Origin of the sequence: Chryseobacterium scophthalmum (genome assembly GCF_900143185.1) — a bacterium.
Taxonomy (GTDB): Bacteria; Bacteroidota; Bacteroidia; order Flavobacteriales; family Weeksellaceae; genus Chryseobacterium; species Chryseobacterium scophthalmum.
Genome location: NZ_FSRQ01000001.1, coordinates 832,129 through 846,157 on the forward strand (window position 1 = coordinate 832,129; position 14,029 = coordinate 846,157).

Annotated in this window: 14 protein-coding genes; 6 read left to right on the forward strand and 8 right to left on the reverse strand. The window is 31.4% G+C overall.

The window, feature by feature from the left end:
- Window positions 1–87: 87 nt before the first annotated feature.
- The 4 genes from BUR17_RS03835 to rsmG all read right to left on the reverse strand — a co-directional run bounded on the left by BUR17_RS03835 (window position 88) and on the right by rsmG (window position 4,426).
- A complete protein-coding gene (locus tag BUR17_RS03835; RefSeq protein WP_074228942.1) occupies window positions 88–2,787 on the reverse strand; it encodes a PD-(D/E)XK nuclease family protein in 2,700 nt (899 codons plus the stop codon).
- The gene (locus tag BUR17_RS03840) at window positions 2,784–3,320 is read right to left on the reverse strand and encodes a DUF922 domain-containing protein (protein ID WP_074228943.1); all 537 of its coding nucleotides are present in this window, start codon (window positions 3,318–3,320) and stop codon (window positions 2,784–2,786) included. Before BUR17_RS03840 ends, BUR17_RS03835 begins: the two co-directional genes overlap by 4 nt.
- The gene (locus BUR17_RS03845; RefSeq protein ID WP_074228945.1) at window positions 3,320–3,727 is read right to left on the reverse strand and encodes a hypothetical protein; all 408 of its coding nucleotides are present in this window, start codon (window positions 3,725–3,727) and stop codon (window positions 3,320–3,322) included. The genes BUR17_RS03840 and BUR17_RS03845 overlap by 1 nt, the downstream gene beginning before the upstream one ends.
- A gap of 63 nt (window positions 3,728–3,790) precedes the next feature.
- Window positions 3,791–4,426, reverse strand: a complete 636-nt coding sequence (gene rsmG, locus BUR17_RS03850; protein ID WP_074228947.1) for a 16S rRNA (guanine(527)-N(7))-methyltransferase RsmG — start codon at window positions 4,424–4,426, stop codon at window positions 3,791–3,793.
- A gap of 92 nt (window positions 4,427–4,518) precedes the next feature.
- Here rsmG and BUR17_RS03855 point away from each other — a divergent pair, with 92 nt between their 5' ends.
- Both BUR17_RS03855 and BUR17_RS03860 read left to right on the forward strand, forming a co-directional pair.
- Window positions 4,519–5,712 (forward strand): pyridoxal phosphate-dependent aminotransferase, encoded by a 1,194-nt coding sequence (locus BUR17_RS03855; protein ID WP_074228949.1) that lies wholly within the window; start codon window positions 4,519–4,521, stop codon window positions 5,710–5,712.
- A gap of 8 nt (window positions 5,713–5,720) precedes the next feature.
- Complete coding sequence (locus BUR17_RS03860; protein WP_074228951.1) at window positions 5,721–8,660, forward strand: M16 family metallopeptidase; 2,940 nt, start codon at window positions 5,721–5,723, stop codon at window positions 8,658–8,660.
- A 32-nt stretch (window positions 8,661–8,692) separates the two neighbouring features.
- Here BUR17_RS03860 and BUR17_RS03865 read toward each other — a convergent pair whose 3' ends face one another.
- The 3 genes from BUR17_RS03865 to BUR17_RS03875 form a co-directional block, all read right to left on the reverse strand.
- Window positions 8,693–9,772: a TlpA disulfide reductase family protein gene (locus BUR17_RS03865; RefSeq protein WP_074228952.1), complete on the reverse strand. Its 1,080-nt coding sequence runs from the start codon at window positions 9,770–9,772 to the stop codon at window positions 8,693–8,695.
- Window positions 9,773–9,833: 61 nt separating this feature from the next.
- Window positions 9,834–10,622: a GLPGLI family protein gene (locus BUR17_RS03870; RefSeq protein ID WP_074228954.1), complete on the reverse strand. Its 789-nt coding sequence runs from the start codon at window positions 10,620–10,622 to the stop codon at window positions 9,834–9,836.
- 77 nt (window positions 10,623–10,699) lie between these two features.
- Window positions 10,700–10,918, reverse strand: coding sequence for a bacteriocin-like protein (locus BUR17_RS03875; protein ID WP_074228956.1), 219 nt, complete (start codon window positions 10,916–10,918; stop codon window positions 10,700–10,702).
- Window positions 10,919–11,261: 343 nt separating this feature from the next.
- On the opposite strand from BUR17_RS03875, the gene BUR17_RS03880 reads away from it, so the two are divergent.
- The 4 genes from BUR17_RS03880 (at window position 11,262) to BUR17_RS03895 (ending at window position 13,119) form a co-directional block, all read left to right on the forward strand.
- The gene (locus BUR17_RS03880) at window positions 11,262–11,615 is read left to right on the forward strand and encodes a helix-turn-helix domain-containing protein (protein ID WP_074228958.1); all 354 of its coding nucleotides are present in this window, start codon (window positions 11,262–11,264) and stop codon (window positions 11,613–11,615) included.
- Between the two features lie 167 nt (window positions 11,616–11,782).
- On the forward strand, window positions 11,783–12,415 hold the full coding sequence (locus tag BUR17_RS03885; RefSeq protein ID WP_074228960.1) for a peroxiredoxin: 633 nt from the start codon (window positions 11,783–11,785) through the stop codon (window positions 12,413–12,415).
- A 147-nt stretch (window positions 12,416–12,562) separates the two neighbouring features.
- The gene (locus BUR17_RS03890) at window positions 12,563–12,868 is read left to right on the forward strand and encodes a thioredoxin family protein (RefSeq protein WP_074228962.1); all 306 of its coding nucleotides are present in this window, start codon (window positions 12,563–12,565) and stop codon (window positions 12,866–12,868) included.
- A 2-nt stretch (window positions 12,869–12,870) separates the two neighbouring features.
- Complete coding sequence (locus tag BUR17_RS03895) at window positions 12,871–13,119, forward strand: DUF6952 family protein (protein ID WP_074228964.1); 249 nt, start codon at window positions 12,871–12,873, stop codon at window positions 13,117–13,119.
- A gap of 216 nt (window positions 13,120–13,335) precedes the next feature.
- Here BUR17_RS03895 and BUR17_RS03900 read toward each other — a convergent pair whose 3' ends face one another.
- Entirely contained in the window at window positions 13,336–14,025 is a 690-nt protein-coding gene (locus BUR17_RS03900; RefSeq protein ID WP_074228966.1) for a Bax inhibitor-1/YccA family protein, read from the reverse strand.
- Window positions 14,026–14,029 lie beyond the last annotated feature (4 nt).

Below are 14,029 nucleotides of genomic sequence, written 5' to 3' on the forward strand. Positions count from 1 at the left end.
TTCTTAAACCTCACAGATTTTTAAAGACCTGTGAGGTTTTTTTGTACTTTTAAAATTAATTTTTCCGCACTATTAGCTGCTGTCGAATTAATAATTATAGTTTTTCACATTTTCTAGGAAACTGATTTCAGGATTCAGAATTTCATGTATTAAATTTTGAATAGAAATCATAGCATCATCAAGACTTCCCTGAGCAAATTCCAGCGACACTACTCCTTTTTTAGCATCGGCAAAACTCCAGATTCCGGTTTCTACAGGAAATCCCCAAAACTCCGGTAAACTTTGAATTACATATTGATATAAACAAAGTTGCATCGCCTGTTTTCTGTCGCTGTTTTGGAAATAATCTGACTTGTTTAATTCATCGATTTTTACGGTAAGATTTTTTGTTTTTGCGGTTTTATAATCGATAATTCTGACCGTTCCATTTAGTCTGTCAATTCGATCGATGAAGCCAAAGAAAGAAACCTTGTCAGATTTGTCTTCATTCAGATAAAAATCTACTCCTTCAAATCTTCTTTCAATATCAATTATTTCTAAAGAATTACCCGCTTTTATCAATTCTAAATCATGGTTTAGAATATTCTCAATTACTTTTTTTGCAATGGCTTTATGAATGTAATTCATCCCTTTATTGTAAAACTCAGGCTGATGTTTTAATTTTTCAATTGCAATATTTATAAATTCATCTATTCGTTTAATTGAATTCTGTAAATCATTTAATTTTAAAACTTTACATTTTAATACTTCATAAACTTCTTGAAGCGTGTAATGAACTAAATTTCCGTAATTTCTAATCGATAATTCTTCTTCAATTTCATCCGCTTCTGAAGTATTTAAAATCTTTGAAAGATAAAAATCAATCGGATTATAGAGATAGCTTGTTAAGTGTGAAGCCGAAACTTTTTCTTTCCATTTTAAAAGCTGTTGCTGAACAATATTTGTTTTAAAAACTTCGATGGGCTGACTTAAAATTGGCTCTGAAGAATTCTCAACAATAACATGCTCGATGTGATGAGAACTTTCCATTTCGATCTGAGTAATAAATCGACTCTTTTCTCCCGTATTTACACCAGAACTTAAAGCATTGAAAAGCAAATGTACATTCTGTGCATCCTGAATTAAACGGTAAAAATGATAGGCATAAATATTGTCGTTTTCGAGGAAAGTATGTAAGTCAAAATATCTTCTTATATCGAAAGGAATGTAGGTATTTTGCGAGTTTCCGAGCGGTAATTTACCTTCATTAACAGACAGAAGAATTACGTTTTCAAAATTTAAAAGACGGGTTTCCAAAAGTCCCATTACCTGAAGCCCTTTCAGTGGTTCACCCTGAAAATCTATGCTTTCTGAATTAATGTGCTGATTGATGAGAATCTCAAGCGTTTCTATATTAATTCTAAAACCATAAGGTGTAATCTGGTTTTTTATGATTCTGAATGCATTTTCAAAATGAGAAACGTTTTCATACTGAATATCATCCAGTTCAAGCCATTTAATCTTTTTACAAAATGCTATAAGATCATCCAAAAACTGATAAACAGAGTCTGCTTTCTGAAGAAGATTGAAATACGAAAGACTCCCCAAAAGCTCAGTCAAAAGCTTCTGAGAAATATATACAATATTTCTCTCTTCTATTTTAGATTTAAAATCATTGATAATCTTTTCATCATCATTAGATTTCGGAAGCTCTTCTAGAATTGGATAAACATCACGATAATAATACGAAGATTTGCTCTTTTCAAGCTGTTTTTGGAGATAAAAAAGTTGTTTTACCGCATTCGAAAAAGAAAGATTTTTCAGCGGAAAACCCATTGTAATATTGAGATTTTCAACTTCATGCATTACATCCAGACTTGCAGGAAGAAGGTTTTCATCAAGTAAAACAACCGCCGTATTCGTAAATGTTTTATTATTAATATTTTTAAATAATTCAGGTAAAATTTTAGTTTGTGTTACATTACCTGAAACTTCGTAGACCTTTATGTTTTTAGTCTGGTTAAAATCATCCTCAATCCAGTTGAAAGCTCTGTTATCATCAAACTCTTTCCACATTTTATGATTTCTGAGGAACTTTCCGGCCTCTTGTCTTTCGTCATCAAAATAATATTTATCTCCCTGAAAAAAACACTGTGCTTTGTTCCATTGTAAAAGACCTCTCACCAGTTTTTCTTCAACCGGAGTGAATGCATTAAAGCCGCAGAAAACAAAATTTTCGATATTATTTTTTGCAAACTCTCCTATTTTTGCTTTTGCAGACTCGTGAATCATTCCCGGAGTTGCCCAGTTTTTTTCTCTTAATTTTTCCTTTAAAACAGGAAGAAAAACATTCATATTCCTCCAAAAATTCAGGAATTTTTTTCGTGGAACTTCATCATCGTCACCCAAATCCTGCGCCCATTCTTTAATACGTTCTTCATCAAACATATATTGTAAAACGGCTTCATCAGAATCTGAAAATTTTAAAATATCGTCCCAATCTTTCTGAAGCGTAGGAAACCATTTTAAAAATTCAGAAAAATCGTCGTTTGGAATAAGATTTAAACCTTTATAAACATCAAATGCAAAAAGCCACAGAGAAATCCCCTGAATCGTCTGTTGATCTACAATATTGATAATCAGTTCTTCAATCGTATAAAAATTGGGAAGAAATCCTGAGTAATTATTTTCTTCTAAAATCTGACGTATAAAAACAATGGGTCTTTTACCGGGAAGAACAATGTTAAATTGCGATAAATCAGTGTTTTGAATTAATAATTCATCGATAATTTTGTTTAGAAATTTCAAATTTTCTGGTAGTTTTTTAGTTTTTCGAGTTCTTCGGTAATTAAAATATTATATTCTGCCTGTTTTTCTTTATTCATCCCATGTTCGGTTACACGGTCATAGTCAGCCTGAAAGCTTTTGTAATCGGAAGAGATTTTAGCGTAAATTGTTTTGAAAAACTTATTGTAATCGGCTGTGGTTTTTATTTTTTCTGAAACTTCCTTTCTAAGTTTTCTTGCGTGAATTTCAGCAATATCGAAGTGTTTCTGCTCATGAACCAATACATAATCATTGATTCTTTTAACGTCTTTCCATGATTTATTTTCATTAAAAACCGTTTGAATATTTATTTTCACAGGAACTTTAGGATCGCTCGATGTAGTTGCTGAAAATTCCCAACCGCAATGAGTATAAGCTACAACCGTTGCACCACCAAGATTATTGGTTTTGCTTTTAAAATTATCCCAAACCAGCTTCTGATTTTCGCTCCAGACAATATTCTGAGCTGAGACAATGTTGAAAATCAATAAAAAAACGATTAAAAAAAACTTCATTATTCCACTACAATTGTTTTTGTAATCCAGTTGTTATTACCATTCCAAAATCTGAATGTGTAATTTCCTTTTTTTCTTGGACTAAAATTAATCTGATTTGCTGATTTATGATTTACCTGAGAGCACATTCCATTAGTAAGGTATTGATAAGCGGTAACATCTCTGTCAAATTCTCCAGTATGAACATAATCGTATCCATAGAATCCTCTACACGTTGAAGCATACGTCGAATAGGTTCTGATGCTTTGAACTGAGAAAACGCTCATCGTATCACTGACGATTTTCACACTGTCAATCTTTACTTTATCTACAGATTCTATCGTTTGATAATCATCATCATCTTTACATGAAGTAAAAAAAACACCTAAAACTGCCGCAGCGAAACTTATTTTTAATAGAGATTTCATGATGTTGGATTTTGATCGTTTGGAAAGATAAATTTAGTGAAAATAAATACGAATTAACATATTTTAAGAATTAAAATTGCCTTTTGAAAGATAAACAACCTTTTTAGTGTCAAAAAACTCTTCGTCGAAGTAGTTTTTAAGACTGAAAAGCTCACATTTTAGTCCGGCAAGTTCTTCGGCAAGATCTCCACCTTTTAGATATAAAACTCCGTTATGTTTTGCATTTAATTGTTCTTTTTCAAACTTACCTTTCAGCCATCTTAGAAATTCAGGCATTTGAGTAACGGCACGACTTACCACGAAGTGGAACTTTTCTTTTACTTTTTCTGCTCTTCCATGAATGGCGGTAAGATTTGACAAACCCACCCCTTCTGCAACAGCATTCACCACCGTAATTTTTTTACCGATTGAATCAATTAAAGTAAACTGGGTTTCAGGAAACAAAATTGCCAAAGGAATTCCGGGAAAACCACCACCTGTTCCAACGTCTAAAACTTTTGTTCCGGGAGCGAATTCCATGATTTTTGCAATACCTAAAGAATGCAGGATATGCTTCTCATAAAGAGATTCCATATCTTTTCGGGAAATGACGTTTATTTTTTCGTTCCATTCTCCATACAGGCTTTCAAGCTTTATAAACTGCTCGATTTGTTTTTCTGTAAGATCCGGAAAGTATTTTTGAATGATTGCTATCGACATAAAAGTAATTCTAAAGGGCAAAAATAAGTTTTATTAACAGTTTATTCAAATTAAGTTTTTATATATATTTGTTAAAAAGACAAAAAGAATACATGAATAAACTTTCAGACAGAGTAAACAGGTTGGGTTACTCGCAGACATTCGTCATGTCAAACAAAGCTAGGGAGATGAAAGCCAGTGGAATAGATGTAATTTCTTTAACATTAGGCGAACCGGATTTCGACGTTCCCGATAATATCAAAGAAGCTGCTTTTACAGCAATCAATGAAAATTACAGCCACTACTCTCCTGTTCCGGGATTTTTAGAACTTCGTCAGGCGATTTCTGAAAAATTAAAAAGAGACAATCAACTCGATTATAAACCGACACAAATCTGTGTTTCAAACGGAGCTAAACAAGCAATTATTAATGTTTTGGCAGCTATTATCAATGATGGAGATGAAGTAATCCTTCCTACTCCTTTTTGGGTAAGTTATGATGAGATGGTAAAAATGATGGGCGGAAATTCTGTGATGCTTCCTACTTCTTATGTTACCGATTTTAAAATCACTGCAGAACAGCTTGAAGAAGCGATTAATGAAAAAACAAAAGCTATTCTTTTCAGCTCGCCTTGTAACCCTTCAGGTGGATATTATACGTATGATGAATTGAAATCTTTGGCGAAAGTGATTGCTAAATACCCTCATGTAACGGTAATTTCTGACGAAATTTACGAATACATCAATTACGAGACTAAAACTACATCTATCGCTCAGTTTCCTGAAGTTTATGAGCAAACCGCAGTGATCAACGGAATGTCTAAAGCTTTTGCAATGACAGGTTGGAGAATTGGTTATTCTGCTTGTCCGGAATGGTTGGCAAAAGCTTGTGAAAAAATTCAGGGACAAATGACGAGCGGAGCGAATACGGTTGCTCAGAGAGCTTCAATTGTTGCTTTAAAAACAGATCCTTCAGAATATAAATACATGATTGATGCATTCAAGCAAAGAAGAAATCTCGTGTTCGATTTAATGAAGGAAATTCCCGGATTTAAAGTTCTTTTACCAAAAGCTGCTTTCTATTTCTTTCCAGATGTTTCTCATTACATCGGAAAAACATTAGACGGAACTGAAATAAAAGATGCTGATGATTTTGCAATGTTTATTTTAGAAAACGCTCATGTAGGTTGTGTTGGCGGAGTTTCATTTGGAAGTCCGGAATGTATCAGATTTTCTTATGCAGCTTCTGAAGAAGATTTAAGAGAAGCGATGAGAAGAATAAAAGTATTATTAGAAAAATTTAATTAAAAACAACCATGAATTTATTTAAAAAATTAACGATTGTAACCAGTATTGCTGCGGCAAGTTTTTGTGGTTATGCTCAAGCTCAGGACTTTCAATGGAAAGAAGCCAAATCAAATGGATACACGTATAAATATGTAACCAACGATCCTACTTCTGCAAGATATTATAAGCTTAAAAACGGACTTACCGTAATTTTAAGTGCAACTAATAAAGAACCGAGAATTCAGACTTATATTGCGACAAAAGCAGGTAGCAAAACCGATCCGGCAACTCACACTGGTCTTGCGCATTATCTGGAACACATGCTCTTCAAAGGAACAGATAAGTTTGGATCGAAAGATTGGGCAAAAGAAAAACCTCTTTTAGATAAAGTTGATGCTCTTTATGAGAAGTACAATCAGACAAAAGATGAAGCCAAAAGAAAGGAAATTTACAAAGAAATAGATAAAGTTTCGGGTGAAGCAGCAAACTATGCCATTGCCAATGAATACGATAAAATGATGGCAGGAATGGGTGCAGATGGAACGAATGCATTCACATCTTTCGAGCAAACCGTTTATGTAGAAGACATTCCGGCAAATGCGGTTGATAAATTTTTGGCAGTGCAGTCAGAACGTTTCAGAGCACCTGTTTTAAGGCTTTTCCATACAGAACTTGAAGCAGTTTACGAAGAGAAAAACAGAAGTTTGGACGATGATACCGACAAAGTTTATGATAAAATGTTTGAGACTTTGTTCCCGAATAACAATTATGGTAAGCAAACTACCATCGGAACGATCGAACATTTGAAAAACCCTTCTTTAAAAGCAATTAGAGAATATTACAACAATTATTACGTTCCCAATAATATGGGAGTGATCATGTCGGGAGATTTTAATCCGGATGAGATGATTGCTAAAATTGATAAGGCTTTTTCTTACATGAAGTCTAAAGCTATTCCAAGCTACGTTGTCGGACAAGAAAAGCCCATTGCATCACCCATTGTAAAAGAAGTTGTAGGTCCAAATCCTGAAAGTGTAATGATGGGATTCAGATTTCCGGGAGCTACGACCAAAGACGCTAGACTTTTGACTTTAATTGGAAATATGCTGACCAACGGACAAGCCGGATTAATTGACCTGGATCTTGTAAAAAAACAAAAACTTTTGGCAGCTTATGCTTTTCCATATATTTTAAAAGATTATTCGGTATTGCTTTTACAAGGCAGACCAACTGAAGGTCAATCGTTGGACGAAGTGAAAAATCTTCTTCTTCAGGAAATTGAAAAGCTTAGAAAAGGTGAATTTTCGGATGATCTAATTCAGTCTATTGTTAATAATGAGAAGAAAAACATCATTCAGAAAGATGAAAAATACTCTTCCAGAGCAAGTATCTTAATGGATGAATTTACATCAGATATTGATCACAAAGCTTCACTAGAATATTTAGAAGAGATCTCTAAACTTACGAAAAAAGATATTATGGATTTTGCATCTAAATATCTTCAGAATAACAATTACGTTGCCATCTACAAGAAGAAAGGTGAAGATAAAAGCATTGTAAAAGTAGATAAGCCAACTATTACACCGGTTTCGGTAAACAGAGAAGACCAGTCTCTGTTTCTTAAGAAAATTGACGAGATGCCGGAAAATAGCATTTCTCCGGTTTGGTTAAATTTCGAAAAAGACATTGAGAAGAGCAAAGTGAAAAGTGTAGATGTTCTTTCTGTAACAAATACAGATAATGATCTTTTCAGACTATACTATTACTTCGATTCAGGAAAATGGAACAATAAAATGCTTCCTTTGGCTGCAGAATATTTACAGTATTTAGGAACAAAGAATAAATCTTCTGAAGCGATAAGTAAAGAGTTTTACAAACTGGCTTCAAGTTTTAACATAAGCGCCGGAAACGAAGAAACTTATGTAACACTGGAAGGTTTGAATGAAAATTTTGACAAAACTGCAGATTTATTTGAAGATTTAATTAAAAATTGTGTAGCAGACCAAAAAGCTTTAGATTCTTACAAAGCAAGATTGAAAAAAGCGAGAGCCAATGCAAAACAGAACAAGGGAATAATCATGAGTGGGCTAAGAAGTTATGCTCAGTATGGTTCTCAAAACCCTTTCAATAATGTTCTAACTGATGCGGAATTAGATGCTTTAAAAGCAGAAGATTTGGTGAATATTCTTCATGATTTATTTAATTTTAAACATAAAATTCTTCACTACGGGCCAAAATCGGCACACGGAGTTTCATCTTCTTTAACCTTGATCCATAAAGTTCCGGCAACATTGAAAGAAATGCCAAAATCTAAAACCTTTACTCAGGTTCCGACAGATAAAAACAAAGTTTTGTTTGCCAATTATGACATGGTACAGGCTGAAGTATTCTGGGTAAGAAATGCGGATAATTACAACCCTAACCTTAGTCCTACAATAAGTTTATTTAATAATTATTTTGGTGGCGGAATGGGTTCTATCGTTTTCCAGACAATAAGAGAATCTAAGGCTTTGGCGTATTCTACTTATGCATATTTTGGTCAGCCAAACAAAAAAGATGACAAAAATATGATTATGGCTTATGTAGGAACTCAGGCAGATAAACTGAATGAATCTACAACGGCAATGAACGAGCTTTTAACAACTCTTCCAAAATCTGAACAGTTATTTGAAACCGCAAAAAGTGGATTGAGAAAAACGATCGCTGCAGAAAGAATTACTCAGGACGGAATTATTTTCTCTTATTTATCAGCTCAAAAATTAGGTCTCGATTATGACAGAAGGAAAAATGTTTATGAACAGTCTCCGAAACTGAATTTTGCAGACATTAATACCTTCCATGATTCTGAAATGAAAGGGAAAAATTATACTTATTGCCTTGTCGCTGCACAAGATAAAGTAAAAGATGAAGATTTGCTGAAATTGGGTGAACTTAAAAAGTTAAGTCTTACAGAAATATTCGGTTATTAAAACCAGAAAGAGCTTCGAAAGAGGCTCTTTTTTTATTCTTTTAAAATCTTATTTAAATTTTCTTTTGAAATTAATCCTGTAAATTGGTATAATACTTTAAAGTTATTATCAATAAGTATCGTATAAGGAACAGTATTTGAAAATCCAAAACTAGCTTCTAAAAGTTTTTGATCTTGTAAGTTTACAATCAGTTGCTTCCAAGTTATTTTCTCCTCTGATAGTTTCTTTTTCCATGCTTTTTCATCTTTATCTATTGAAATTGATATTAATTCTATGTCTTTATTTTCCTTATTTATTTTTTTTAGATGCGGAATTTCTTGTAAACAAGGTCCACACCAACTCGCCCAAAAAATGATTAAATGTTTCTTATATTTTTCATTTATAATTTTTTGATTCTTTCCATTATTGTTTTTTAAAGACGTGATTATTTTTTCTTTTTTTGATTTATTTTTTAAAATGACAAAACTTTCAATATTATTGTAAACCAATGATTTCTTAATATCATTATTAAATAAATGCATCAATTTTTCTAAATCTTTTGCATCCAAATCATTTTTATGATCTTGCAATTCATAAAGAAGATGATATGAGAAAGGATTTTTTTTTATTCTTTCACCAATTAAATTTACTGTTGTTATATCTATATTATCAAATAAGTCAATTTCAGATTGTAGATAAGCTAAAGTTTGTTTCCCACCATTTACTGTAGTATTAGCATATATTGTATGAGAATTTGAAACCTCTTTATTTATTTTTAAAGCTTTATCAAAAATTATTAGAGAATCAGACATTATTCTATCAACATATTTTGTTTTATCTGATTTTAAATCTTTTTTTGGAAAGAAAAATAATGTTTTTAAATTCTGACTATCGTAATGAAAAAAGCCAATATATTGAGGTTGGTTTTCCAAAAACATATGCTCTAAATGAAACTTTTCATTTTTTACATCAGTACTATCGATAACATTATCAAAAGTATTTTTGTATAAATAAATTTTTCCATCGGATAAATTTTCAATATTCCCTTTTATTATTGTTGTCAAGGTGTCAGATTTTACCTTTCCATTAATGAAAATACCCCATAGCAGAAATAAAAAAAATATTCTTCTCATTTTATTAAAATCATAAAGACAATGATATAAAAATAGTAATTACTGAAGAAGATTAAGACCTTTATTTATCTGTTAGTTCAAGTGGATTATTGATTTGATTTTCTTTAGCTTTTTTTTCAATTTCTTTAATTATTTCTTCTGGTTTTTTATCGACCAATTTAATTTTATTATTATAAACTAATGCTTTGAATTTTCTAGCAGGATCTTTCTTATTTAGCTCTATTTCTTTTAGAAATTTTTTCCGGGTAATTGTATATGAAGAACTAAAATTTATCCGTGAAGGATATTGGGAATTTGGAGTAATTTTTTTTTGAATACCTAGAAATGCAAATTGATAATCACCTGAAGAATCTTTCATTTCTAAAATCAATCCAGGTAATCCTCCAAACTTATAAGGACCTAAAGGTATAGGTATCTTATCACAAAACCAAGCTTCCCATTTTCTACCTCTAAATCTTGTCAAAGCTTTCGTCACATTATAATCTCCGATCTTTTTTTTATCTGATGTTATTTTCCAATCGAGGGAAATAGAATCTTGATAGATATATTTATCTCCATCCATAATTTCTTCATAGACAAAATATTGCTTATCAAATTGTTTACTTATTTTATAAGACATATTACCATCAGATATTTCAAACTTTTTCGTTTCTGTATACAAAGAATCTTCCTTAAAACCCTGATAATCGTAGAACACACTATTGTTTTTGTTAATCTCAAGAGCCATTTCTCTTTTATTTGTATTTGCGCTATTATAATCAGGTCTAGAAGAAAATAAGTAAATTATTCTTAAATTCTGAGAATAACCTGTCAAGAAAAAAAGATTCAATATTAAGATTAAGAATTTCATATCGTATATTTTTAAGCATAAAGTTGAGGTAATTTAGTACCTCAACTACTGTAATTTAAATAAAAAAATGCCTAGATTTATCCTATGTCTGTGGTTGGTTCAAGTCCAGTTGATGGAGGATTATTGGTTCCGCAATAAATAGCATAATATCCTGCACCACATCCACCCTCATGACAACCTCCACAATCATAAGTTCCTTCTTTACAGCATTGATACAACTTGCTTGTTCCTGTGTTACGCAAACCACCATTTAAAGTCTTCAATTCTTTTCTTGAAAGCTTTTTTAAATTTTTCATAAATAAAATTTTTTAATTAATAATATTTGATGTAGCAATTTTTTAGATTGTTTTTACAAGTTTAAAAATTACTTTATGCTCCACCAACTAAGAAATTAATTACGTCGATTAGAAAACTAATTAAAAATATTTCTGTCTAAAATTTAACTATCTAAAAATACATTTTAAAATTTAGTAAAAAATCAAAATATGGTCTTTTTTAACTTGTAAAATTCCGGAAAAGTACAATACCTTTTCTTGATTTTATAAGCAAACATCAGTAAGTTGGCTTTTTAAATATTTTAACAGCTGTATAACTTAAAAATGAGTGACACCAGCTTTTCACAAAAATTAATTTCGAAATATGGATATTGGTACTAAAATCAAAAAATTAAGAAACAAAAATCATCTTTCCCAAAGTGAATTAGCTTTTGAGTTAGAAATTTCACAAGGAACTTTACACAACATAGAAAGTGGAAATTCAAAGAAAATAGATTTTTTATTGGTGGATAAAATTTGCCAGTTTTTTGATAAAGATTTTAAATATTTCTTAGATGAAAAGCCAGTGAATAATATAAATAAAAATCACAATCAAACTATTTTTCTAAATAATCTCCAAGAAAATTATTTAGTAGAATTCAAAAATTTAGTCATAAGAAATAAAGAAAATGAAGAAGTTATTAAAGATTTAAAAAATAAACTTAACCTGAAAAAATAGAAGAGCACAATTTTATTAAAAACTAGAAATAGCTTCTTTTAAAGCTCTTTTTTTATTCAATCTAAAAAACACTATTATAGATTTTATTTATCAATAAGTATTTTTTCAATAGACAAAACTGTGTATATTTGCACTGTAAAATTAATCAAATAAAAAATTAGAAAATTATGTCTTTAGTAGGTAAAAAATTTCCAAACGTAACGATTGACGCAATGTCTGAAATGGGTGATGATCTTAGAATCAACATCTTTGAAGAAACTACAAGAAACCAACAAAAAGTGCTTTTATTCTGGTACCCAAAAGATTTTACTTTTGTTTGCCCGACTGAGCTTCACGCATTTCAAGAAGCTTTAGGTGAGTTTGAAAAAAGAAACACTAAAGTAATCGGTGCTTCTTGTGATACAAACGAAGTACACTTTGCTTGGTTAAATGTTTCAAAAGACAACGGTGGTATTGAAGGAGTTACTTATCCGCTTTTAGCTGATACTCACAGACAATTGGCAAATTTATTAGATATTGTGGATCAGGATCTTGAATTTGACGAAGAAGGAAATGAGTATTTCACAGGTTCAAACGTAACATACAGAGCAACTTATTTGATCGACGAAACCGGAAAAGTATTCCACGAGTCGGTAAATGATATGCCTTTAGGAAGAAACGTAAAAGAATATTTAAGATTAATCGATGCTTATACTCACGTTCAGAAGCACGGTGAAGTTTGCCCTGCAAACTGGGAAGAAGGTAAAGATGCAATGAAAGCTGACAGAACTTCTACTGCTGAATATTTAGCTAAAAATTAATAAATTAAATTTAACAATGTAGCAAAATATAATGTACCAATATAGCAATGTAGCAGTTTACCAATATTTTGGATCTGGTAAATTTAATTGTTACACTGGTAAATTATTAGATTGCTACATTGTTTATTTTTTCTAAAAAAATAAACAATGTATACAGAATTAACAGAAGATACGTTACAAAATATCGTTAACGAAAACGAAAAAGTAGTGGTACAATATGGCGCAACATGGTGTGGCAACTGCAGAATCATGAAGCCTAAATTCAAAAAACTAGCATCAGAAAATGACGCAATTCCTTTTCTATATGTAGATGCTGAAAAATTACCGGAAAGCAGAAAATTAGCAAAAGTCGACAACTTGCCTACTTTCGCAATTTTCAAAAATGGTGAATTGGTGAACCAAGTGCAGTCTAACCAAGCTGAAAGTTTAATTAACCTTTTTAATGAATTGTAATTATGAAACTGCCAATTATCAGACAATTTTATCAGAATCAGACTCCTGAAAATCTTGAAAAAACTTTAGGGGTTTTAGAATCTTTCACAGAGTTTAGAGGAACTACAGAAGAAGACATGAATGTTGCAGGTGAATTGATTACCAATATTTGTGGAGCTTTAGAAGTTCACGCCAACGTACAAAACGGAATGAGCGAAAAAGATGCTTTAAACTCTTTTGCACAAAAAGTTTTAGGATCAATTGATAAGTAATATTTAAACACTAATTCTACGAATGTTTTTTCACTAATCTGCACAAATATTTAATTTAAAAATTGTGTTATTTGTGAGTAAATTAGTGCTATTTGTGTTTAAAATACCAAAAATAAAATCCCGATGAAAAGACATCAGGATTTTTTGGGTTTATAAAAGTGAATTATAAAATTTCGCTCAAACTCATAACTTATAATTCATAATTCTTCACTAAAATTAGCTTCTTCTGCTCATTAAAATTCTTAAGATATACCAGAATAATAACATAATAGAAGCGAAAAGCTGTAAAGATGCTCCAACGTACTGATCTGTTGTATAAGAATCTTTCAGTTTACTTGTCTGATATAAAATTGTAACCGAAGCTAAGATCACCATTCCTACTGAGAACCAAAGTCCAAGGTCAAAACCGAAGATCATTCCGGCAACAATTAATCCTAAAGCAATAAATCCTCCGATTGTAATAATATTTCTAAGGAATGAAAAATCTCTTTTAGAAGTAAAAGCTACTGCAGAAACTCCTGCAAACATAGCAATTGTAAGAGTTGCTGCCTGAAAAATCAATTGACCAGTATTGGGATAAGCCATCACCATATACATCATTGGTAAAAAGATAATTGCCTGAAGCAAAGTATAAAGAGCAAGACCTAAATATTGAGTAGATCTGCTTTGAGCTAAAGACCATTTGTTTGCTAAAAAAGAAGCCAGCCAAAATATCCCCAAAACCAAAAGCCAGCTGTATTTCTGCCCAACCATCATATAAACCATTTCGCCTGGAACAACTGCTAATAAAGTAGTCTCAACAGCAATAAATGCAAGAATCGCAAAAGCAACATGCAAATAGGTTTTTTTGTAAAAACTAGCCTTTTCTACATCCGAAGAATGCGCGACTAAAACATCTGTCATCATAAGT

What these genes read in the sequence shown, in the direction of transcription:
- BUR17_RS03875 (WP_074228956.1), bottom strand. Translation starts at nt 10,918, where the DNA reads ATGAAAAATTTAAAAAAGCTTTCAAGAAAAGAATTGAAGACTTTAAAT.
- BUR17_RS03860 (WP_074228951.1), top strand. Translation starts at nt 5,721, where the DNA reads ATGAATTTATTTAAAAAATTAACGATTGTAACCAGTATTGCTGCGGCA.
- BUR17_RS03840 (WP_074228943.1), bottom strand. Translation starts at nt 3,320, where the DNA reads ATGAAGTTTTTTTTAATCGTTTTTTTATTGATTTTCAACATTGTCTCA.
- BUR17_RS03895 (WP_074228964.1), top strand. Translation starts at nt 12,871, where the DNA reads ATGAAACTGCCAATTATCAGACAATTTTATCAGAATCAGACTCCTGAA.
- BUR17_RS03880 (WP_074228958.1), top strand. Translation starts at nt 11,262, where the DNA reads ATGGATATTGGTACTAAAATCAAAAAATTAAGAAACAAAAATCATCTT.
- BUR17_RS03845 (WP_074228945.1), bottom strand. Translation starts at nt 3,727, where the DNA reads ATGAAATCTCTATTAAAAATAAGTTTCGCTGCGGCAGTTTTAGGTGTT.
- BUR17_RS03855 (WP_074228949.1), top strand. Translation starts at nt 4,519, where the DNA reads ATGAATAAACTTTCAGACAGAGTAAACAGGTTGGGTTACTCGCAGACA.
- BUR17_RS03890 (WP_074228962.1), top strand. Translation starts at nt 12,563, where the DNA reads ATGTATACAGAATTAACAGAAGATACGTTACAAAATATCGTTAACGAA.
- BUR17_RS03865 (WP_074228952.1), bottom strand. Translation starts at nt 9,772, where the DNA reads ATGAGAAGAATATTTTTTTTATTTCTGCTATGGGGTATTTTCATTAAT.
- BUR17_RS03870 (WP_074228954.1), bottom strand. Translation starts at nt 10,622, where the DNA reads ATGAAATTCTTAATCTTAATATTGAATCTTTTTTTCTTGACAGGTTAT.
- rsmG (WP_074228947.1), bottom strand. Translation starts at nt 4,426, where the DNA reads ATGTCGATAGCAATCATTCAAAAATACTTTCCGGATCTTACAGAAAAA.
- BUR17_RS03900 (WP_074228966.1), bottom strand. Translation starts at nt 14,025, where the DNA reads ATGATGACAGATGTTTTAGTCGCGCATTCTTCGGATGTAGAAAAGGCT.
- BUR17_RS03885 (WP_074228960.1), top strand. Translation starts at nt 11,783, where the DNA reads ATGTCTTTAGTAGGTAAAAAATTTCCAAACGTAACGATTGACGCAATG.